At 45.5% G+C, this 22,598-nt stretch carries 18 protein-coding genes; 14 read left to right on the top strand and 4 right to left on the bottom strand.

Annotated features, from left to right (window positions below; translation table 11 throughout):
• Positions 1-414: 414 nt before the first annotated feature.
• The 4 genes from gyrB to dnaA all read right to left on the bottom strand — a co-directional run bounded on the left by gyrB (position 415) and on the right by dnaA (position 7,019).
• The gene (gyrB, locus tag ABYP33_RS08405) at positions 415-2,832 is read right to left on the bottom strand and encodes a DNA topoisomerase (ATP-hydrolyzing) subunit B (protein ID WP_373090326.1); all 2,418 of its coding nucleotides are present in this window, start codon (positions 2,830-2,832) and stop codon (positions 415-417) included.
• Between the two features lie 143 nt (positions 2,833-2,975).
• Positions 2,976-4,148, bottom strand: coding sequence for a DNA replication/repair protein RecF (gene recF, locus ABYP33_RS08400; RefSeq protein WP_373090325.1), 1,173 nt, complete (start codon positions 4,146-4,148; stop codon positions 2,976-2,978).
• A 126-nt stretch (positions 4,149-4,274) separates the two neighbouring features.
• A complete protein-coding gene (dnaN, locus tag ABYP33_RS08395; RefSeq protein ID WP_373090323.1) occupies positions 4,275-5,384 on the bottom strand; it encodes a DNA polymerase III subunit beta in 1,110 nt (369 codons plus the stop codon).
• Positions 5,385-5,498: 114 nt separating this feature from the next.
• Positions 5,499-7,019: a chromosomal replication initiator protein DnaA gene (dnaA, locus tag ABYP33_RS08390; RefSeq protein WP_373090322.1), complete on the bottom strand. Its 1,521-nt coding sequence runs from the start codon at positions 7,017-7,019 to the stop codon at positions 5,499-5,501.
• A 487-nt stretch (positions 7,020-7,506) separates the two neighbouring features.
• Here dnaA and rpmH point away from each other — a divergent pair, with 487 nt between their 5' ends.
• The 14 genes from rpmH (at position 7,507) to atpB (ending at position 22,487) form a co-directional block, all read left to right on the top strand.
• Positions 7,507-7,644: a 50S ribosomal protein L34 gene (gene rpmH, locus ABYP33_RS08385; RefSeq protein WP_008253103.1), complete on the top strand. Its 138-nt coding sequence runs from the start codon at positions 7,507-7,509 to the stop codon at positions 7,642-7,644.
• A gap of 31 nt (positions 7,645-7,675) precedes the next feature.
• Complete coding sequence (rnpA, locus tag ABYP33_RS08380) at positions 7,676-8,053, top strand: ribonuclease P protein component (protein WP_373090321.1); 378 nt, start codon at positions 7,676-7,678, stop codon at positions 8,051-8,053.
• Positions 8,054-8,058: 5 nt separating this feature from the next.
• Complete coding sequence (yidD, locus tag ABYP33_RS08375; RefSeq protein WP_373090320.1) at positions 8,059-8,322, top strand: membrane protein insertion efficiency factor YidD; 264 nt, start codon at positions 8,059-8,061, stop codon at positions 8,320-8,322.
• Entirely contained in the window at positions 8,315-9,985 is a 1,671-nt protein-coding gene (yidC, locus tag ABYP33_RS08370; RefSeq protein WP_373090319.1) for a membrane protein insertase YidC, read from the top strand. The genes yidD and yidC overlap by 8 nt, the downstream gene beginning before the upstream one ends.
• A gap of 8 nt (positions 9,986-9,993) precedes the next feature.
• On the top strand, positions 9,994-11,361 hold the full coding sequence (gene mnmE / locus ABYP33_RS08365) for a tRNA uridine-5-carboxymethylaminomethyl(34) synthesis GTPase MnmE (protein WP_373090318.1): 1,368 nt from the start codon (positions 9,994-9,996) through the stop codon (positions 11,359-11,361).
• 84 nt (positions 11,362-11,445) lie between these two features.
• Positions 11,446-13,407, top strand: a complete 1,962-nt coding sequence (locus ABYP33_RS08360) for a TonB-dependent receptor plug domain-containing protein (protein WP_373090317.1) — start codon at positions 11,446-11,448, stop codon at positions 13,405-13,407.
• A gap of 24 nt (positions 13,408-13,431) precedes the next feature.
• Positions 13,432-14,295, top strand: coding sequence for a hypothetical protein (locus ABYP33_RS08355; protein ID WP_373090316.1), 864 nt, complete (start codon positions 13,432-13,434; stop codon positions 14,293-14,295).
• A gap of 3 nt (positions 14,296-14,298) precedes the next feature.
• Positions 14,299-16,230 carry a response regulator gene (locus ABYP33_RS08350; protein ID WP_373090315.1) on the top strand — a complete coding sequence of 644 codons (1,932 nt, stop codon included), beginning with the start codon at positions 14,299-14,301 and terminating at the stop codon, positions 16,228-16,230.
• A 327-nt stretch (positions 16,231-16,557) separates the two neighbouring features.
• Entirely contained in the window at positions 16,558-18,450 is a 1,893-nt protein-coding gene (gene mnmG, locus ABYP33_RS08345; protein WP_373090313.1) for a tRNA uridine-5-carboxymethylaminomethyl(34) synthesis enzyme MnmG, read from the top strand.
• Positions 18,451-19,077, top strand: coding sequence for a 16S rRNA (guanine(527)-N(7))-methyltransferase RsmG (gene rsmG, locus ABYP33_RS08340; RefSeq protein WP_373090312.1), 627 nt, complete (start codon positions 18,451-18,453; stop codon positions 19,075-19,077).
• Between the two features lie 38 nt (positions 19,078-19,115).
• Positions 19,116-19,937, top strand: coding sequence for a ParA family protein (locus ABYP33_RS08335; protein ID WP_373090311.1), 822 nt, complete (start codon positions 19,116-19,118; stop codon positions 19,935-19,937).
• Positions 19,930-20,847 (top strand): ParB/RepB/Spo0J family partition protein, encoded by a 918-nt coding sequence (locus tag ABYP33_RS08330; RefSeq protein WP_373090310.1) that lies wholly within the window; start codon positions 19,930-19,932, stop codon positions 20,845-20,847. Before ABYP33_RS08335 ends, ABYP33_RS08330 begins: the two co-directional genes overlap by 8 nt.
• A 322-nt stretch (positions 20,848-21,169) precedes the next feature.
• Positions 21,170-21,502: an ATP synthase subunit I gene (locus ABYP33_RS08325; protein ID WP_373090309.1), complete on the top strand. Its 333-nt coding sequence runs from the start codon at positions 21,170-21,172 to the stop codon at positions 21,500-21,502.
• A gap of 46 nt (positions 21,503-21,548) precedes the next feature.
• Positions 21,549-22,487 (top strand): F0F1 ATP synthase subunit A, encoded by a 939-nt coding sequence (atpB, locus tag ABYP33_RS08320; protein WP_373090308.1) that lies wholly within the window; start codon positions 21,549-21,551, stop codon positions 22,485-22,487.
• Positions 22,488-22,598 lie beyond the last annotated feature (111 nt).

Genomic DNA, 22,598 nt, shown 5'->3' with positions numbered 1-22,598 from the left:
CGTGAAAAAGGGGCTAAAGCAGTATGAGAAAGATTTTGATGAGTGAAAAAGGTGAGTTTAAACGCCAAGGACGCACTGATTACATCAGATCTACGGCTGTAAAAATGATGGCATCGAAGATAACAAAGTCCGAAAAAAGTAACGATGAGAGTAGGGTTGTTATTTCAAACAAGGCGAAGGTAAGTCTTTAAATTTAAATTCTGCAATTTAATTTATACCTAATACTTTGGCCAGTAAAATAGACCGCTTAATCAGTCATAGTAATTAGCACAGTCTTTTTTGCGACCAAATGAATTCTCTTTAACCTATTAGAGGAAGATCAAATCGACCTCAGTCCATAATTTATGGGACCCCAGTTCACAATTGTGGGATCCCAGTTCATAAATTACGGGATCCCACAGCTTTAAAACGGCGTTAGATATCGAGGTTCGCGACCTTTAGAGCATTCGTTTCGATAAAATCACGACGTGGCTCAACATGATCACCCATAAGCGTGGTAAATATCTGATCTGCTGCAACAGCATCTTCAATAGTCACCCGCAACATACGCCGCGCATCCGGGTCCATGGTAGTTTCCCATAATTGCTCTGGGTTCATCTCACCCAAGCCTTTATAACGCTGAACATTCAGTCCGCGTTCAGCCTGCGCCATAAGCCACGTTATCACCTCATCAAACTCGGTGACTTCAAGGCGCTTTTCACCACGCTGGATATAGGCACCTTCTTCGAGTAGACCATTAATACTTTCTCCCAAACCAAGGATCGCTTGGTAGTCGGCGGACTTGAAGAAATCACGACCAAATAGATAGTGATCACTTACTCCGTGAGAAATAATATCCACACCTGGCAAGAAGATATGCAGCTCAGGATCCTCCATGATTCGGACATCATAACGGTGCTGCTGGTCTTTCTGCTCTAGCTCAACAGTCACTTCGGCCAAGCCCTCACACCACTTAGCGACAACTGCGCGATCAGCTAAATCTTCTACAGCCAAACGGGGGAGGTAGGTAAGTTCACGCAATATTCCAGCCGGATACAAGCGTGATAAACGCTTAATAATGCCATCGATTTTACGATACTGGACTATTAGCTCTTCTAAACCCGCGCCGCCAATGGGGGCCGCTTCAGGGTTCACATAAAGAGCCGCACCCTCAAGCGCATTCTGTGTTAAATAATTTGCAAACGCCGGTTCATCTTTTAAATATTGGTGTTGCTTGCCCCGACCAATTTTAAACAACGGTGGCTGGGCAATAAAGATATGGCCATTTTCTATTAAAGACGGCATTTGCCTAAAAAAGAAGGTAAGCAACAGAGTACGGATGTGGGACCCATCGACGTCAGCGTCCGTCATGATAATAATACTGTGGTAACGTAGCTTCTCGAGATTAAACTCGTCTTTACCGATACCACAACCTAATGCGGTAACGATAGTACCTACTTCGACAGAGGAGATCATTTTATCGAAACGCGCCTTTTCGACGTTTAATATCTTACCTTTAAGCGGTAAAATCGCTTGGGTGCGGCGATCGCGCCCCTGCTTTGCTGATCCGCCCGCTGAGTCACCCTCGACCAGATAGAGCTCGGAGAGGGCGGGGTCTTTTTCTTGGCAATCTGCGAGCTTCCCCGGTAGGCCGGCGATATCCAGAGCGCCCTTACGTCGTGTCATTTCCCGCGCCTTACGAGCAGCTTCGCGGGCCCGAGCGGCATCCATCATCTTCTGTACAATCAATTTAGCTTCATTGGGGCTTTCCATAAGGAAATCACCAAATTTAGCCGTCATCGCCTGCTCAACAATGGTTTTTACTTCGCTAGATACGAGTTTGTCTTTGGTTTGTGACGAAAACTTTGGGTCGGGAACTTTAACTGACACAACAGCGGTTAGGCCTTCTCGTGCATCATCACCGGTAGTCGTTACTTTAGCCTTTTTTGCCAATCCTTCGCGCTCAATATAGGTGTTCAAGTTTCTGGTTAAACCCGCGCGGAAACCCGCCAAATGGGTGCCACCATCGCGCTGGGGAATATTATTGGTAAAGCAGTATAAGTTTTCCTGGAAGCCATCATTCCACTGTAACGCCACTTCGACCACGACACCGTCTTGCTCTGCAGTGAAGTGGAATACTTTATTAACTGGCGTCTTATTCGTATTCAGGTATTCCACAAAAGCGCTTAAGCCGCCTTCATAGCAAAAACTTTCTGTCTTACCGTCACGCTCATCGAGTAACTCTATTTTAATTCCGGAATTAAGGAAGGCGAGCTCTCGAATTCGTTTAGCCAAAATATCAAAATGGAATTCAATATTCGTAAACGTAGCGGCCGATGGTTTAAAACGAATTTCGGTACCGGTTCTTTCCGTATCACCAATGATTTTCAGAGGCTCTTGGGGAACACCGTGCTTATAGAGCTGTTCATGTACTTTTCCGGCGCGACGAATCGTTAGCATCAACTCTTCAGATAGGGCATTCACAACGGAAACACCCACGCCATGCAAACCACCAGAGACTTTATAGGTGTTATCGTCAAATTTACCACCGGCGTGAAGCACCGTCATGATAACTTCTGCGGCGGTAACGCCTTCATCATGCATCTCAGTAGGTATGCCACGGCCGTCGTCCGATACAGATATAGATTCATCAGCGTGAATGACCACGCGAATTTTACTGCAATGACCAGCTAAGGCTTCATCAATAGAGTTATCCACGACCTCAAACACCATGTGGTGCAAGCCTGACCCGTCGTCTGTGTCCCCGATATACATCCCGGGGCGTTTCCTTACTGCATCTAAACCTTTAAGTACTTTGATACTTGAAGAATCGTAAGCTTTAATCTCAGTCATTTATAAAACCTCTTACGCCTGACGAGCAGGCGAGAACTTATTGTTGTGCTGTGCAACACAGACTGCCAATTTCAATCACCAAGCTAAGCCAAGTACCCGCATTTAGCCTGACACACCCTCGATTAACGAATTTATAATCGCAATTACATTAACGGCGTAACAATGCCATGTTCCACGTGAAACCTTTTTAAGGGCTTGTCGCGACACCAATCATTACGCAAGTCTGATTCCTTAACGGCCGTAGCAAATACCTGAACATCTAAATCTACCAACGCGGAAAAAACAGCCCTACACCGGCTCTCATCGAGCTCTGCCGCTAAGTCGTCAATCAAAAATACAGTCGGGATACCTTGATCCAACAGCACTTTTGATTGCGCCAACTTTAGTGCGCACACGATGGTCTTAATTTGGCCTCGAGACAACACTTCTCCAGCTCTAAGCGTGCCGCACTTCAAATCTATATCTGCGCGATGAGGCCCACTCCGAGTAAACCCTGCTCGGAGGTCTTGCGCCACGTCGTCCTTTAATACCTCGGCATAGCCGCGCTCATCAAAATCCTTCCACCCACCAAAGAACTCTAAGCTCAGCGCGGGCATCGAATCTGGCACTAAATCATCCAAACCCGAAAACACCACACTGTTACGTAAAAGCTGGTGATATACACTATCAAAGGCGATCGCTAACTCGTCAAAATGGCGCAGCCGCGCAGCCGTGATAAGCGCCGCTGTAGTCGATAATTCAGCATCCCAAGGCGCGAGTACTGAAGCGTCTATATTACCACGTCTGAGCAAAGAATTACGTTGTTGTAGCGCCTTCCTGTACCGCTGCCACAATTCAAAAAAACCTGAATGTTTCACGTGGAACACTCCCCAGTCTAGGAATTGTCGCCGAATTCCAGGGCTCCCTTCGAGCAGTTCGAAGCTCGCCGGATTAATAACTTGAACCGGAAGAACCCCAGCCAACTGACCTACCGACCCAAACTTCTCACCATTTACCTTAACAAGCACCAAATCCTGACGAGATCGCCGAACACCAATCGAGGAAATATCTTCTGGCGGCCGTTGACCGTCATTACGCTTTCGCCCAACTGCACCAAATTCACCGCGAACAGTTAGGGCGTCTTGATCAAATGAAATAACGGTTTGCATCTTTCGAGAACGGAAGGAGCGAGTGAGGGCCAAAGTATGTATGGCCTCCAATATACTCGTCTTACCACTACCATTTAGACCGTGTATAAAATTGAAGTCCTGCAAATCAATCAAACTGGTCGATTTTAAATTTCTAAAACTATGAATGTTGAGTTTACGTATACGCACTTAAATCAACACCAAAGACGAGAATTTCATACAGAAGGGAAGGGAAGGGTGGGGCGCATACAGACCCCACTTTATTGTATGTGGCATAGCAAATATCACGGTGCGAGAGACCGACGAGGTTCTCACTTAAAGCCGCATTGGCATGACAACGTACTGGCAATCGCTGCCATCGGACTCTTCAACCAGCGCCGAACTATTAGCGTCAGACAGCGAAAATCGCGCCGTTTCACCGTTAATTGCCGACAACACATCCAGCAGGTAGCTAACATTAAAGCCGATTTCAAGATTTTCACCCTGATAATCTACTGCAACCGTTTCTTCAGCTTCCTCTTGTTCAGGGTTATTGGCAACGATCCGAAGCTCACCACTGCTTAGCAACATCCGTATACCGCGGTACTTCTCATTTGACAGAATCGCGGTTCGTGCAAACGCCTGACGCAGATCGGCCCGTGAACCCAAAACCACTTTAGTGCTACCGCGAGGCAAAACTCGTTCGTAATCTGGAAACTTGCCGTCAATAAGCTTAGAGGTAAAGGTAAAGTCATTAGTAATAACCCGAATATGATTATTACCGACGATAACTTCTGCCTCTTCCTCTTCATTGATCAATAGCCGTGCTAACTCCACTACACCTTTGCGCGGAACAATAACTTGAGCGCCTTGCTCTACGTTAATATCCCCAACATAGGTCGCCATCGCCAAGCGGTGGCCATCGGTAGCAACTAAGCGCAATTGCCCGTTGGTGAGCTCGAATAACATGCCGTTTAAATAATAACGGACGTCCTGTTGTGCCATTGCGAAGCTAGTGCGCTCAATTAACCGCTTCAACTCCCCTTGTTTTAAGATAAACGCCTGACCACCCTTGGCTCGATCTACACTGGGGAAATCATTTGCAGGCAGAGTAGAGAGCTGAAAGCGGCTACGCCCAGACTTTATTATTAGCTTCTGATCGTCCAGCTGCAGACTAATATCAGAACCGTCGGGAAGGGCTTTACAAATATCCACCAGTTTTTTCGCTGGAATAGTAATCTCACCAAGGCCTTGTATCGCTCCTTCGGGCAGCTGGACCCGACCAATAAGTTCAACCTCGAGATCTGTCCCTGTAAGCGCCAACTCCTGACCCGCTAAAACCAACTGAACGTTCGCCAGAATAGGTAGTGTTTGACGGCGCTCGACTACACCTGCAACTAAATTTAAGGGCTTAATCAACGCTTCCCGCGAAATCGAAAATTTCATGCTTTCGGTTCCTGTTCCTTATCATAAATATCAAGGTTGGTGGCCTTAAAACGACTTTCCACCAAAAACACCCGACCATTCTATTACTTTATTATATAAAGCCACTTTAAGACATCAGCTTGTAAGCAGGCGGATCAAATTTTGATAATCTTCTCTCATATCGCCGTCAGTTTCCCGAAGTTCTTTGATCTTTCTGCATGCATGTAAGACTGTCGTGTGGTCCCGACCGCCAAAGCCCTCACCAATTTCAGGAAGACTGTGATTTGTTAATTCTTTAGACAGCGCCATAGCCACCTGCCTAGGCCGCGCCACCGAGCGACTCCTGCGCTTGGACATTAAGTCCGCCACTTTAATTTTGTAATACTCAGCCACTGTGCGCTGAATATTGTCCAAGCTCACTTGCTTATCTTGCAGCGCCAATAAATCTTTCAACGATTCTTTGATTAAAGGAATATCAATAGGCTTAGCCATAAATCGCGAACTGGCGATAACCCGCTTAAGCACGCCTTCGAGCTCTCTCACATTAGACCGTACCCGCTGGGCAATAAAAAACGCGGCCTCTGATGGCAAGTCCGTCTTATCCTGCTCCGCCTTTTTCATTAGAATCGCCACACGGGTTTCTAATTCGGGCGGCTCTACCGCCACCGTAAGTCCCCAGCCAAAACGCGATTTAAGGCGCTCCTCCAGACCCTTAATCTCTTTGGGATAACGGTCGCAAGTCAAAATCATTTGCTGACCACCCTCTAGCAAGGCGTTAAAAGTGTGAAAAAACTCTTCTTGCGAGCGGTCTTTGCCGGAAAAGAACTGAATATCGTCTATTAGTAAGGCGTCTACCGAACGATAATAGCGCTTAAATTCGTTTATTGCGTTTAATTGCAAGGCCTTTACCATATCGGCGACAAAGCGCTCCGAATGCAGATAAACGACCTTCGCATTCGGGTTTTGCTGCATCAGCGAATTCCCAACCGCATGCATCAAATGGGTCTTCCCTAAACCTACACCACCATACAAAAACAATGGGTTATAGCCCCGACCAGGGTTGCTAGCAACCTGACTGGCTGCCGCCCGCGCTAACTGATTGGACTTACCCTCAACAAATGTATCAAAAGTGTAGCCCTCCATTAAGGAGCTCTGGTGCCGTATTCCGCCTTCAACCTCTACTTGCCGCTGACCACCAATATTTTGCGCCGAGGTAATAATCGCCGGCGCCTGAGGTCTCGCCATACTTGAATCTGGCTGCTGATGTTGCTGATGCGCAGAAACACCACCCGGGGGGCTCTGTCGCGAATCGGGAGAATAGCCGCCGACAACATGGGCACCCTGCGTAAAAGGCTGTGCAGATACCGGCGCATTTTGCCGAACGGCGGTATTGCGTACCTGGGGCGACTGGCGATCAATAACCCCCAGCTCAACAACCATTTTACGATCCGTGGGGGACAATTCTGCGACTAACTCTATAATTCGCGTAAAAAACCGATCGTTCACCCAATCTCTTACAAAGCGGTTAGGCGCAGACAGCGAAATCAGATCGCCAGCAAGTTCAACCTGTAATGGCCTAATCCAGGTATTAAATTGCTGGGCTGGCAATTCGTCTTGCAAATGTGCAATACATTTCTGCCAAGTAGCTTCCGACAACGCTGCTCTCCAAAATAGTGTAGAAAAAGACAAAAATGGCTTTTACGCTTATTACCACCAAATATCCAGGTGCAGCTGCATTGCGCAGGCTTAGCAATAACCGTAAATAAAGCGAATTTTACGAGCTGCTATTCTACCTCCCACAAACAAAGTTATCCACACAATATCATAAATATTATTTCAACCCCAAAAAAAAACTCCTTCTTTTTCAATGTGATAAACGAAAATCACGACAACCCTTCCGGAAATAAAACCCTTCTTTCAACCTGTGGATAACCATATAAAACAACTGTGGATAAACCTTTAACAAGCTGTACCCAATCATCACAACAATAAATACCCAAAAGCACCGCACCAACCATGGCAAAGCATTGCTATTAAGCGTAATGTCCACTAAAATTCGCGATCCGATTTTTCGCTGTATTGGGTTTACAAACTCGAGCAGCGCCGACTGCTATGTCGGCTAATTTAGTCAAGGTCAGAGATCATGAGCAAAAGAACTTTTCAACCAAGCAATCTGAAAAAAGCCCGCAACCACGGTTTTCGTGCACGTATGGCTACCAAGAACGGCCGCAAGCTGATCAACCGTCGTCGTGCTAAAGGCCGCGCGGTACTGTCAGCTTAAATTTCAGACCTGTAATATCACTGGCAACGCAGTGAGTTTTCAATTTGAAAAAGCACTGCGCCTGCTAAACGCCAGCGAATACCAAGCGGTGTTTGATAAGTCGCGCCTGAAAGTTTCTTCTGCTGAAATATTGTTTTTAGCGCGAAAAAACAATTTAGATCGACCTCGACTGGGTTTAGTGATTGCGAAGAAAAATGTGCGCCTGTCCGTTCAGCGCAATAGAGTAAAACGCAACATCAGAGAAACCTTCAGGCATAATCAAGCTAATTTGAAGGGTATTGATGTTATCGTGCTCGCTCGACGTGGTCTTGACCAACTTGATAACACCAAAATGCAAGAAATTTGTAATCAGCTTTGGCTGCAATTAGAAAAACGAGCTGAAAAGCGCTTCCGTCAGCGAGAGGGTTAAATACTATGCAGCGGTTGCTTATCGCCTGCATTTCGTTCTACCGCCTGTTTATCAGTCCGCTGATGGCTCCGCACTGTCGTTTTTATCCTAGCTGCTCCAGTTACGCCATCGACGCAATAAAGCACCACGGCGCACTCCATGGCAGCTTTTTAGGCATTAAACGTCTGCTCCGCTGCCACCCCTTTAGCCGCGGTGGCTACGATCCTGTACCATCCTGCCACTGTCATCCAACCGAACTCAAACTTTCAAGGCATTCAAGCAATGATTGATATTCAGCGCTATCTCCTTATCGCCGCCATCGCTGCCCTCTCTTTTATGTTATTGATTGAGTGGAAAAATTTTGAGGGGCCAGAAACTGTTATTGCCGGCGCCGCCGCAACTAATAAGGGCGTATCACCGGTAACGAGCAGTGGCGATAGCGATCTACCGATTCTCAATCAAAATACTGAGAGCAGTAGCTTAGCGCCAACCACTACCAACACCAGCGGCGTCATAACTGTCAGCACTGACGTTCTAAATATTAAAATCGATCTGCATGGTGGCGATATTGTCTACGCTGGTTTACCTGCATACACGGCTAACCTAGAGTCAGACGACCCTTTTGTTATTCTAGAAAGTAACGAGAACCGCGATTACATCGCCCAAAGCGGCTTAATCGGTCAAAATGCGACGGATACATCTAAGGGCCGCCCACAGTTTATAGCCAACACCGGCAGTTATGAGCTTGCCGACGATAGCGAATCCATTAATGTCGATCTTCACTATCAATACAACGATCAAATCAACATCGTCAAACGCTTCCATTTCAAGCGTGGCGAATACCTGATTAAAATCGAATACCTGATCGACAACCAAAGCGATTCAACATTTCAAGCAAGCTTCTTCGGTCAATTAAAGCGCGGCAATAGCACCGACCCGAGCGTTGACGGCGAAGGCGGTATGTTTGCAATGAAACCCTTTATGGGCGTTGCTTATGCCGATAATGAAGACAAATACACCAAATTGGCCTTTGCCAAAATGAAAGACAAGCCCCTAAAAACCGCAGTCAATGGCGGTTGGATCGGCATTAGCCAACACTATTTCTTAAGTGCTTGGGTACCCAACGCTGAAAGTGTTAACGAACTCAGCACCATTGTTACCAAGCAAGGCATAAATATTGCCCGCGTTACCAGCCCCGCCGTAACAGTTGAACCCCGCAGCCAAGGTAGTGTTGCCGCTTCATTTTATACCGGCCCGAAGGACCAGTATCGCTTACAGGAAATCTCACCTGGCCTCGAGTTAACCGTTGACTACGGCTTTCTCTGGTGGATTGCGCAGCCTTTATTCTGGTTGCTCACCAAAATCCACGGCGTGCTTGGCAACTGGGGTTTCGCCATAATTGGCTTAACAATGTTAGTGAAAGCGGCCTTCTTCCAGCTTAACGCCAAAGCATTTACCTCTATGGCCAATATGCGCAAAGTTCAGCCTAAGTTAGTAGAACTTAAGGAGCGCTACGCCGACGATCGCCAAAAGCAATCACAGGCCATGATGGAGCTTTATAAAACTGAGAAAATAAACCCGCTTGGCGGCTGCTTGCCAATGGTCGTGCAAATGCCGGTATTTATGGCCCTATACTGGGTATTAATGGAAAGCATTGAGCTACGCCACGCACCGTTCATTTTGTGGATTGATGACTTGTCGGCAATGGACCCCTATTTCATTTTGCCGTTAGTGATGGGCGTCTCCATGTTCATCCAGCAACGTCTCAATCCGCCGCCGCCAGACCCAATGCAAGCTAAAATTATGCAGTGGATGCCGGTGGTGTTTACCTTTTTCTTCCTCTTCTTCCCCGCAGGCTTAGTCTTGTACTGGGTGGTTAACAACACCTTATCGATTATTCAGCAGTATTTTATTACCAAACGTATTGAGAAGAGTGGGCTACCCACCCGCTGATAGCCGCTATGCAAACCAGCTATCAAGATACGATTGCCGCAATCGCCACGCCGCCCGGAAAAGGCGGCGTAGGCATCGTTAGAGTATCTGGCCCTCAAGCCCAAGAAATTGGCCACCGCCTCCTTGGCAAAGCAGACCTAAAACCGCGCTACGCCCACTACGGCAGCTTTTATGAAGCCAGCGATGACGGCCCGCGCAGCCTAGATCAAGGCATTGCGCTCTATTTCCCTGGCCCCAACTCCTTTACTGGCGAAGACGTGCTTGAGCTGCAAGGTCACGGCGGCCCAATTATTCTTGATTGCCTGCTGCGTGAAGTAATCAAAGCTGGCGCCAGAATGGCAAGGCCGGGCGAGTTTTCAGAGCGAGCTTTCCTCAACAACAAAATTGACCTCGCCCAGGCCGAAGCTATTGCCGACTTAATTGACAGCGCATCAGAACAAGCCGCCCGTCAGGCAGTACGCTCCTTAGAAGGTGAATTCAGCAAAGAGATAAACCAGCTGGTAGAAGCCATTACCCAACTTCGTATCTATGTTGAAGCCGCAATCGACTTCCCCGAAGAGGAAATCGATTTCATAAGCGATGGTCGTGTTGCCAGTGAACTAAGCGCCATAAAACATAATCTCGAACGAGTTTTCGCCTCAGCGAAACAAGGCAGCATCCTCCGCGAAGGTATGACGGTTGTCATCGCAGGCAGACCCAACGCCGGTAAATCCAGCCTATTAAATGCGCTTGCTGGTAGAGAATCCGCTATCGTCACCAATATTCCTGGCACCACCCGAGATGTTTTAAGAGAAAACATCCTCATAGATGGCATGCCCCTACACATCATTGATACCGCCGGTTTGCGCGACAGCGAAGATTTAGTCGAACAAGAGGGAATAAAGCGCGCCTGGACCGAAATAGCCAATGCCGACCGTATTCTACTCGTTATAGACGGTCAAACCGCAGAAGCTGAAAGCGACGCCATACCCAGCGAATTACAACCTTTTATCGACCAACAAAAACTCAGTATCATCTACAATAAATCCGACCTATCTGGGCATAAAGTAACAATCGAAAATGGTCAAATTGCGCGGATATACCTCTCTGCAAAACACGCCGAAGGTATCGATCTCCTGCGTGAGCACCTAAAATCCTGTGTTGGCTTTAACGACGGCGACACACCGTTCATTGCTCGACGACGCCACATTGAAGCGCTAAACCTCGGTCGTGAGCACATCCACGCTGGTGAGCAACAACTGCTCAATTACAATGCTGGGGAATTATTGGCTGAAGAACTACGAATAGCCCAACAAGCCTTGGCAGAGATCACGGGCGAATTCAACTCCGACGATCTACTAGGTCGAATTTTTTCCAGCTTTTGTATTGGTAAATAATCGTCTGATCAGCGACAAGCAATAGTCAAAATCCCTCTATTAACGCTACACTGAATACCGTCTGAAAAAAACTAAGGTTAGCGGATGTCCAGTGCCCGTAAATATCAGCCTTTCCTGCTAGGTATCGTAATCCTAAACCTAGCACCCCCTCTACAAGCAAACTTCCTTAAAAATGAAGAATTGCCAATCGTTTTAACGCCTGCTCGCCTTAAACAAAATCGCAGCGAAGTACCTGCGAGCGTGAGTGTTATTGACCGCGACATGATAGACGCATCAGGACTAAGGGAAATACCAGAATTATTTCGACTCATTCCCGGCACCTCTGTTGGTGCTCGCGACGGTTGGAATTATGTCGTAAGTTATCACGGCAGTAATTACCGCGACTCCAGGCGTATGCAAGTATTGATCGACGGTCGCTCAGTTTACCAAGCGGGCTTGGCAACCGTTGATTGGAATGATATTCCTATAACAATAGAAGACATTGCGCGTATTGAAGTCGTACGCGGTCCGGCTACCGCGACTTATGGCGCCAATGCTTTTCTCGGTGTAATTAATATTATTACACGCCATCCCGCTGATATTACCCATTTAGGAGCCAGCGTCGAGCGAGGTTCAGAACATACCGAAAACTACCGGATCAGCCACGCAGGTGAATATCTTGGTGGTCACTACCGCGTAAGCCTAGCCAGTCGCCATGACGATGGCTTTGATATAAGAAATAATGGTAAAGAGCGATTAGATAGCAAAACACTGCAGCTCATTAATACACGCTACGAGCGTCAATTAAATAGCGGGAGCTTAAGTCTAAGTTTAGGGTATAAGGAAGGGCGTGTTACCGACGACTATTCTGATATCGATGTAACTTCGCCAAATACCAAAGTTAATGATTATTATTTTTCTACAAAATTTGAAAATGAACTCTCGGTATTCCATCACATTAAAGTCCAGTATGACTTTTCTGGCCAACAACAAATTCACCGTTGGACGGCGAAAATTCCACCTTATTATACTAACTTAAATCAAAATCCAGCCGATTTTATTCTTGTCGATGCCAACGAAGATCAGCAAGTAAATCGCCACGATATTGACTTTCAAGATACCTATATATGGAACAAAAGTCTGACGAGCGTTGCCGGAGTTCACTTAAAACAATCGAAAGTAAGCTCAGAAACATATTACGGAAGGACGCTTAAAAGTAATAATTATCAGTTTTTTTATAACTTAGAAAAAAAATTGTCTACTAAATTTACAGTAAATAGCGGCGGTTCCTATGAATATCAAAAAGACATAGGAAAAAACTTCTCGCCACGTATTTCTTTTCACTACCACATAAATAAGAACAATAGTCTCCGCTATATTTATTCAGAAGCGATAAGAACCCCTGATCTATTAGAAACATCAGCCAACTGGACCTACACAGGACGCAATGTAAGACCTCACAATGACGGACCCACCACTGCGATTTTACTTCAAACGGCTAAAGGTAACCCAGATCTCAAACCGGAGTTAATACAGTCCCGAGAAATTGGCTATTACGGCAATTTCTCGGCTTTGCACTTACAATGGGACGTGAAAATTTTTAGCGACCAACTAGAGCAGTTAATATCCAATTCCATCTCGCTAGCGCGATTTGACCCAATTAATGAAGGCTACCTAAAGCAACGTGGAATAGAAACAGAGATCGATTATCGACCTAGCCACCAGTGGCTTTTTCATGCTAATTACGCCTACATCACCGATGAATCAAATACTCTAACAGAAACCAGTTTCACTCCACGAAATTCTGCAAGCTTGCTACTAAGCTACAAATACAAGCCAGACCTCCAAATTTCAATATCAAAATATTATGCAAAGGAAATAGGAACAGCTGCGAACAAATTTTCTAGAACAGGTATTATTATTAAAAAAATGATAAGGCTTAGCAAAACTGAAATAGAATTAGGCTATGCGGGACAATATCGTCACGACGACGATAGCGAGTTATTAAAGGACAACATTTACAGCAATAAATTACGCCAATCAGTATCTATAACACTTCGCTACTAATAAACCAAGGGTAAAGGATAGCTCTTGAAAATGTTACTACATGGAATTTTAATTTTTTTAATATTTATACCACAGGTGTTTAGTCAAATTAAAAATCCTGTGGTCGACCTTATATTGCCTACAGAAACATCAGAACTTGAATACATTTCTAAAAAATTATCAAAGAACAATTCATTTAATATAAAAACTTACATAAACGCTTTACCGGAGGAAAAACATCGTGGCGATTTACTAATAATAGTTTCAGACAAACTACTACCTCTAATGAACACTGACAGCTACTCAGCTAAATTTGCTTTATATGTAAACTCGCTAAATTTTAAAAGTAAAAAATTAAATAATAGCTCAGCATTATTCTCAGATCAGCCAATTCAACGCCAACTACTACTTTTATCTCATATATTTAACAAAAAAATAATAGTAGGAATACCTTACCACAATGAATTTTACAAAAACGTATTAAAAAAAGAATCTGATAATTATAGCGATTTAGAATTTTTAATCGTCAAGACTGAAGTAGACGATATTAGAACGGTAAGTAAAGTAATTCAAAATAGCGACGTACTGCTTTCCACTCCCGAGAATAAAATTTACAACTCACAAACTATTCGCTCAATTTTACTAAGTAGTTATCGACATCAAACAGCGGTAATTGGCCCTAATGAAGGTTTTGTAACTGCGGGAGCTTTGGCATCCGTGGCTACCAGCTCCGATCAATATATTGATGAGTTAATAACTATTATGGAGGAATATATTAAAACCAATAGACTACCTAAGCCAAAATATCCAAAAAATTTTGTTGTTAAAACAAATAAAAATGTAGCGGAATCTTTGGGTATTATAATTTCCAGTGAAGAACAACTTGTTAAAATAATGAAGGATGACTAAAAAGTGAATATCCGTCATTACTTCATAAGAAATACAATATTTAAACAAATCCTAATTGCCGTGCTAAGCCCAGCACTTATTCTGCTTTTGGCACTATTTGGCTATTCCTTATTCGCGCGACTAAATGACGCTGTTCAAAGCCAAAAAGAATTGGCTACACGTATTGCTGAAAATATCGCTGCGGTGAGTGAGCTCGCAATTATCAGCGGAAGCGACTCTCAACTATTGGATATTATGGCGTCAGCCTTAGACAGCGATATTACCGCTATTACCATCTTCAATGCCGAGTCAGGACATCATCTCATTCTAAATAACAACCAAAATAGTGGTAGCGAACACAATGAGATAACCGTACCTATTATCCAGTATAGCGTTCCCTTGGAGGACTCAATAACCGGAGAATATATTAGTGAAATAACAGAAAGAAAAATTGGGACAGTAAGTATTAAGCAGTCGAGAGATAAGCTACTAAAGCTACAACAGAAAATAATTAAAGTATCGAGCTTAATCGCATTCCTCTCGATCTTAGTATGTATAGGTTTTGCATGGCTTATCAGCCGACGATTTTCACAACCACTAGCAGAAATAAATAGCCTCACAAAAAATATTATTGCAGGTAAATTCTATAAGCAGATCAGAAATATAAAGCCCGGTGAGTTAGGGGAATTGCAGAGTCATGTCAATAACATGGCTAAAAGTATAGAAAAGCAACAACAGGAATTAAAAGATAATTTACAAAATCTATTTCTAGCAAAGGAGGAGGCCGATAAGGCCAACTCGGCAAAAAGCCAATTCTTAGCCACAATGACCCATGAGTTGCGAACCCCACTAAATGGCGCTCTCGGTATGATGCAGCTACTCTCTAATACCCAGCTAAACGCCGAACAAAGCCATTACCTACTTATCGCAAAGGAGTCAAGCGAGCTGCTATTAAACATCGTCAATAATATTCTCGATTTCTCTGAAATTGAAAAAGGCGAACTACGCCTTCAAGAAAATTACTTTGATATTAGCGCTATTTTCGAGAATATCCTCACACCGCTTAGTTATGAGGCCAAAAAGAAAGGCTTAGAATTTACCGTCAATATAGACCCTCAGTTGAAGGACATTAACCTATTAGGCGATGACGTTCGTATTCGCCAGATACTACTCAATCTGGTGGCAAATGCTGTTAAATTTACTCCGCAAGGAAGTGTCACTATTGCCTTAAGCGCGCTCCAACTGTCGGGCAAACAGGCAATTTTAGAATTGAAGGTGACTGACACAGGTATCGGAATTAGTGATAAGGATCAGCAAATCATCTTTGATAGTTTCCGGCAGGCCGACGGCAGCCACCGTCGGAAATACGGTGGCTCAGGCCTCGGACTGGCTATAGTCCGCCGACTCTGCGACTTAATGAACGCCAGCATAGTCCTAACAAGCGCTGACAATGAAGGCTCTACATTTTCCGTCCGATGGTCATGTGCCTACCAAATAAGCGGCGATTTAGCGCACCACACGCAGCAGGACGAAACGATATTGGCCGGTAAAGCGGTACTTATAGTTGAAGATAACCCCGTTAATCAACTTCTCGTCAGCAAGATATTGCGACGCTGGGGCATGAGCACTGTCACGACGAATAATGGCGCTGAAGCCCTTATCGCTATAGAGAAGCAGCACTTTGACATCATCTTAATGGATCTCCAAATGCCAGTAATGGACGGATTTGAAGCAACCCAAGCGATTAGAGGTCATGCCCAGTATCGTCATACCCCGATAATTGCCCTCACCGCGAATAATTTTAAGGACGATAGCGACTACTGTTTTCGTGTTGGAATGAACGATTTCCTTAGTAAACCGGTATCACTCCCAAATTTAAAAGAAAAAATACGCTTCTGGCTAAGTAAAAGCCTTGGGACAAGCCTATCTGAGAATGTGGATAAAAGGTCTGAATGAGCGTCAATACTCACAGGTAAACAAAAGAAGTAAAGTTATCCACATTTCACCCACAAGAACCCCCCACAATCCTGACAAGCTCTCTGTGGATAAAACACCTAGTTATCATCTAAAAATATACTTTATTATCAAGTGCTTATAATACTTATCAACAAAATAGCGCTTCTTAATAACAGTATTTAGAATAAAAAACATAAGATATATGACATATATATACATAAAGATTTATGAACTAATGTACTGATTAAATATTCACCAATTCATTGCAGGTCTCAGGGATACCCGTATAATTTCGCCTCTTCTCATTTTTTTGGATTTAGGTGTTTCGTGGATTATCCGCAACATTTCGATGTCATTGTCATTGGTGGTGGTCATGCTGGTACTGAAGCTGCCCTTGCCGCTGCCCGTATGGGCGCAACTACCCTGCTACTGACTCACAACATTGAAACCCTCGGCCAAATGTCATGTAACCCGGCCATTGGCGGTATTGGCAAAAGTCATCTCGTCAAAGAGATCGATGCCCTGGGTGGTGCAATGGCCAAAGCAACCGACCTCGCAGGCATCCAATTTCGGGTTTTAAATGCCCGCAAAGGGCCTGCGGTACGAGCAACTCGCGCGCAAGCAGATCGGGTTTTATACAAAGCCGCTATACGCACCATTTTAGAAAACCAAGAAAATCTAGCGATTTTTCAGCAAGCCGTTGACGATCTTATTGTCGAAAATGATCAGGTTCAGGGTGTCGTTACCAATATTGGCCTGCGTTTTTTCGCTAACAGCGTCGTACTGACTGCAGGTACATTTCTCGGCGGAAAAATTCATATTGGCCTCGATAACCACAGCGGCGGTCGTGCAGGCGACCCGCCATCTTTAACACTCGCATCACGTTTGCGGGAATTGCCATTCCGGGTTGATCGTCTAAAAACCGGCACACCTCCTCGAATTGATGCAAAAACCGTTAATTTTGAAGGCCTTGAAGCCCAGTGGGGCGACAACCCACGACCAGTCATGTCTTATCTGGGCAATCGCAATCAACACCCTGAGCAAGTGTGTTGTTGGATAAGCCACACCAATGAGCACACCCATGAAATCATTCGTAGTGGCTTAGACCGCTCGCCTATGTACACAGGGGTTATTGAAGGAATTGGGCCTCGCTATTGCCCGTCAATTGAAGACAAAGTCCATCGCTTTGCTGATAAGACCGGGCATCAGGTATTTATTGAGCCTGAAGGTTTGAACACCCATGAACTCTACCCAAATGGCATATCGACCAGCTTGCCTTTTGACGTCCAATTAGACTTAGTACGTTCAATCAAGGGCTTTGAAAATGCCCATATGACTCGTCCAGGCTACGCTATTGAATATGATTATTTTGAACCACGGGATTTGAAATACTCTCTGGAAACCAAGTTTGTTAAAGGTTTGTTTTTTGCCGGTCAAATCAATGGCACTACCGGATACGAAGAAGCGGCCGCGCAAGGACTATTGGCTGGCGCCAATGCATCGCTGCTCGCACAAGGCAAAGACGCCTGGTGTCCCCGTCGCGATGAGGCTTATATCGGCGTTTTAGTCGATGACTTAATCACCATGGGGACCAAAGAACCCTACCGAATGTTTACCTCACGCGCTGAATATCGTTTGTTATTACGGGAAGATAACGCAGATCTTCGTTTAACCGAGAAAGGCCGTGAACTCGGCTTGGTCGATGACACCCGCTGGGCTGCATTTTCGGCTAAGCGCGAGAATATCGAGATTGAGCGGCAGCGCTTGGCTAATTGCTGGGTTCAACCGGGCAGCAGTGAAGCAGCCATTTTGGCGGAAAAAATCGAAAAGCCCATAAGTCACGAATACAATTTGCTTGATTTGCTCAAGCGGCCGGAATTGAAATACGTTGATCTCGCCCCGTTTGCGCACAGAACAATAGGAATTGTTGACGAGCAAATTGCAGAACAAATTGAAATTGGCGTGAAATATGCCGGCTATATCGACCGTCAGCAGCTAGAAATTGATCGCTTGCGCCGTTACGAAGACACGTCTTTGCCCTTGGATTTTGATTACAGCATCATCGAAGGGCTCTCGAACGAAGTGAAGCAGAAGCTAGGCAATACTCGGCCGCAAACCTTGGCTCAGGCATCGAGGATACCTGGTGTAACGCCGGCAGCCGTGTCTTTGCTATTAATTTATTTAAAGAAACGTGGATTGTTAGACAGGAAATCAGCCTGAGTGGATGTTTTAGAAAAGACCCTGGCAGCAGGTATTGATACACTCGGTTTGAGCGTTACTGCCTCACAGCAAGTATTACTGTTACGCTATGTCGGCTTACTCCACAAATGGAATAAGGCCTATAACTTAACGGCCATTCGTGATCCAGAGCAAATGGTTATGCGCCATATTCTCGACAGCTTGAGTATCGCTCCATACATGGCGGCAACATATTGTTTGGATGTGGGTACCGGTGCAGGTTTACCCGGCATCCCGCTAGCCATCCTGTTTCCAGACAAGCAATTTTCGCTACTCGACAGCAATGGTAAAAAAACCCGGTTTCTTATTGAAGCCCAAATACAGCTGAAGTTGACAAACATCAGTATTCATTCCGAACGCGTCGAACAATTTAAGAGTGACAGACTATTTGATGGTATTGTCTCGCGTGCCTTTGCCTCGCTAAAAGATATGATAACGGGTTGTGAAGCCTTGCTCAGTCCAGAAGGCAAGCTCTACGCCATGAAAGGTATTTTTCCTGAAGCAGAGTTGAGTCAACTTCCAAAACACTTTATCGTCGAACATTCGCACACACTATCAGTGCCCTCTGTCGAGGAAGCCAGACATTTACTGCTTATTGCTCGGCATTGATTATTCAGCCTATTTCGCTAAATTTACAGGAAAATTCCGTGGCCAAGGTATATGCAATCACCAACCAGAAAGGTGGCGTCGGCAAAACCACTACCACGGTGAATTTGGCTGCCTCTCTGGCGGCGACCAAGCGTAAGATATTATTAATCGACCTTGACCCCCAAGGTAACGCCACCATGGGTTGCGGTATCAATAAGGCTCAATTAGCGCACTCTGTTTACGATGTTTTGGTGGCGGGACGCAGTGTTGCTGATACCGTCGTTGCGGCGTCCGACTGCGGTTTTATGGTCTTGCCGGCGAATCAGGATCTCACCGCTGCAGAGGTCGAATTATTAAATGAAATTGGTCGGGAGTTTCGCTTGCGCGAAGCACTGGCGCCAATACTAGGTGATTACGATTATATTCTTATAGACTGCCCGCCATCACTGAATATGCTCACAATCAACGCTTTAGCAGGCGCAACTGGGGTCATTATTCCAATGCAGTGCGAATACTATGCACTGGAAGGCTTGAGTGCGTTGATTACCACTATCAACCGGGTGAAGCAGTTGATTAACCCCAAGCTGGAAATTGAAGGCATTCTGCGCACGATGTTTGACGGTCGTAACAGCCTAACCAATCAAGTGACCGACGAGTTGCGGCGCCATTTTGGTGAAAAATTGTATAGCACCGTCATTCCACGTAATGTTCGCTTGGCCGAAGCGCCGAGTCATGGTCTGCCAATTTTATTTTACGACAAGCAATCTAAAGGCTCCTTAGCGTATTTGGCCTTGGCCGGCGAAATGTTGCGCCGCGCCGGAAAAACGGAAATCTCCAGCGATTTAAGTGCAAACGAACAGCTTGGACATAGTCATGGTTAAAAAACGAGGTTTGGGTCGTGGCTTGGATGCCCTATTGGGCGAAGCGGCGACACCGGTAAGTATTCAGCCAAAGCAAACTAACGACGAACAGCCCGCCATTGCAGCGATCGATACTGACACGCCTCTAGCGCTTGATGGTAGCTTGCGCAATGTGCCAATCGAGTTTATGCAGCGCGGCCGCTATCAGCCGCGCCGAGATATGCAGCCCGAAGCATTAGAGGAGTTGGCTAACTCTATTCGTTCGCAAGGGATTATGCAGCCCATTGTGGTTCGCCCCATCGACGGTGGCCGCTACGAAATTATTGCCGGCGAACGCCGCTGGCGAGCCTGCCAATTAGCGGGCCTAGATACAGTTCCTGCACTTATTCGTGAGGTTCCCGACGAATCCGCAGCGGCGATGGCATTAATAGAAAACCTCCAGCGCGAAGACCTCAACCCCATGGAAGAAGCCTTGGCCATGGTGCGCCTGCAGCAGGAGTTTGAGCTAACTCATGCCGAAATAGCGCAATTAGTGGGAAAATCTCGAACTACCATCACCAATTTGCTGCGCTTAACTGGCCTTCGTGAAGAAGTGCAGACCTTATTGGAAAACGGCGATATTGAAATGGGTCACGGGCGTGCATTGTTAGGTTTAGCGCAAGAAGAGCAATCCGCTGCGGCATCGACGGTAGTTAGTCGTGGGCTATCAGTAAGACAAACCGAAGCATTAGTCCGTCGCCTTGTTGAAGAAAAAGGCAGCAGCAAGCCCCAAAAGACATTGGATCCCGACATAAAACAATTGCAAGAAAGCTTGTCAGAGCGCTTGGGTTCCCCTGTGGCGATTCAACACAGTGCCAAAGGTCGGGGAACCCTGAGTATTAAGTACAGCAGCCTCGACGAGCTAGACGGTATTCTAAACCATATCAAATAGCGTATTTTGTGTTTGTTAGTGCAAAACCCTACATTATGTAGTGTGTTTGTATGGCCCGAAGCGGGTATTAGAAGATAAATTCTTGATTTTAGTAGTTAAAATAGATTTCGTGAATATATGACTTTAGTACCATATGCGCTGAAATCGGTTGAACATTAACCATATAGCCCATATAATTTGCCCCGCTTTTTAGACAAGCAGAGCAGGCATAAAATCAGCCTATTTTGGGCAGAGTGGTGGCAATATGACAGCAGATCGACAGCGGAAAATCCCGCGCACTGCTCATCAAATTGCTAGGCCGCCGCTGCTAAAGATATATGGATTGCAAATTGCAGTTGTGCTTTTGGTCAGTGTTACAGCATTCCCTCTGGATATGGTTACGGCCTATTCAATAGCTATCGGGGGAATGATTTCCGTTATACCCAATGCGTATTTTGCGCGCCAGGTATTCCGATTTACCGGCGCGGCATACGCACGCCAAGTCGCCCATGGTTTTTACCGGGGTGAGTCGGGGAAATTTATAACGACACTGGGGCTGTTTGCTAGCGCATTTGTATTTGTAAAACCTTTGCAGGTGTTTGTCTTATTTTTGGCATATCTAATCGTTATGCTGCTGAACGCCGTACTACTTGCCACGCTTAAGCGCGGTATATAGAAAACGTCGGATTAGCTCAACGCGTTAACATTTACGAGAGAGACACATGGCAGCTGAATCACAGTCTACCGTTGGTTATATCCAGCACCATCTTACCAACCTAACCTACGGTAAACTTCCCGCCGGTTACGAGCGTATAGATGATACCGGTCATGTACACGAAGTTTTAACGACTGACACTTGGACTTTGGCCCACAGTGGCGTCGAAGCGTCAGATATGGGTTTCATGGCAATCCATGTTGATTCCATGTTGTGGTCTATTGGTCTTGGCTTTTTATTCTTGCTGATTTTTGCCCGGATCGCGAAACGTGCTCACAGCGGTATACCGCGCGGCGCTCAAAACCTAGTTGAAATGATCATTGGCTTTATAGATCAAACCGTTAAAGACGGTTTTCATCATAAAAATGCCATGATCGCACCGATGGCGCTGACTATTTTCATGTGGATTATTCTGATGAATACCATGGACTTAGTGCCAGTCGACTGGATTCCCGCCTTTATGGCTTGGGTAACCGGTAACCCGCATTTTTTCTTTAAAGTTGTGCCAACCACAGACCCGAACGTGACCTTGGGTATGGGTTTCACGGTATTTGGTCTGATGGTGTACTTTACTATTGCCAAAAAAGGCTTTATGGGATTTGTAAAGGAGCTTACCCTGCATCCTTTCCACAGCCCCAAGTGGTACGTCAATATATTGTTAGTGCCAATTAACTTTGCACTAGAAGCAATTTCTTGGATCTCAAAACCAGTGTCATTGGGCCTGCGACTGTTCGGTAACATGTACGCTGGTGAGATGATCTTTATCCTTATTGCGACTATGTTTGGTGCGGGTTTAGTACTAGGTATATTTGCCGGTGTGTTGCAGTGGGCGTGGGCAGTATTCCACATCCTTGTAATCACCCTACAAGCATTCGTCTTCATGGTGTTAACCATTGTTTATATGGCAACGGCACATCAAATTGAAGAAGAAGACCAGTTTCACTGATTACCATTTTTATTAACTTAAAGTTGAAAGTAGGAGAACTACCATGGGTTTAGCACTGATCGCTGTTGCTTTGATGATTGGTTTTGGCGCACTGGGTACGGCCATTGGCTT

Origin of the sequence: Zhongshania sp. (assembly GCF_041584495.1) — a bacterium.
In the GTDB taxonomy this organism is placed as follows: domain Bacteria; phylum Pseudomonadota; class Gammaproteobacteria; order Pseudomonadales; family Spongiibacteraceae; genus Spongiibacter.
The sequence above is the reverse complement of the archived record's forward strand: the minus strand, read 5'-3'. Positions and strand labels throughout refer to the sequence as shown.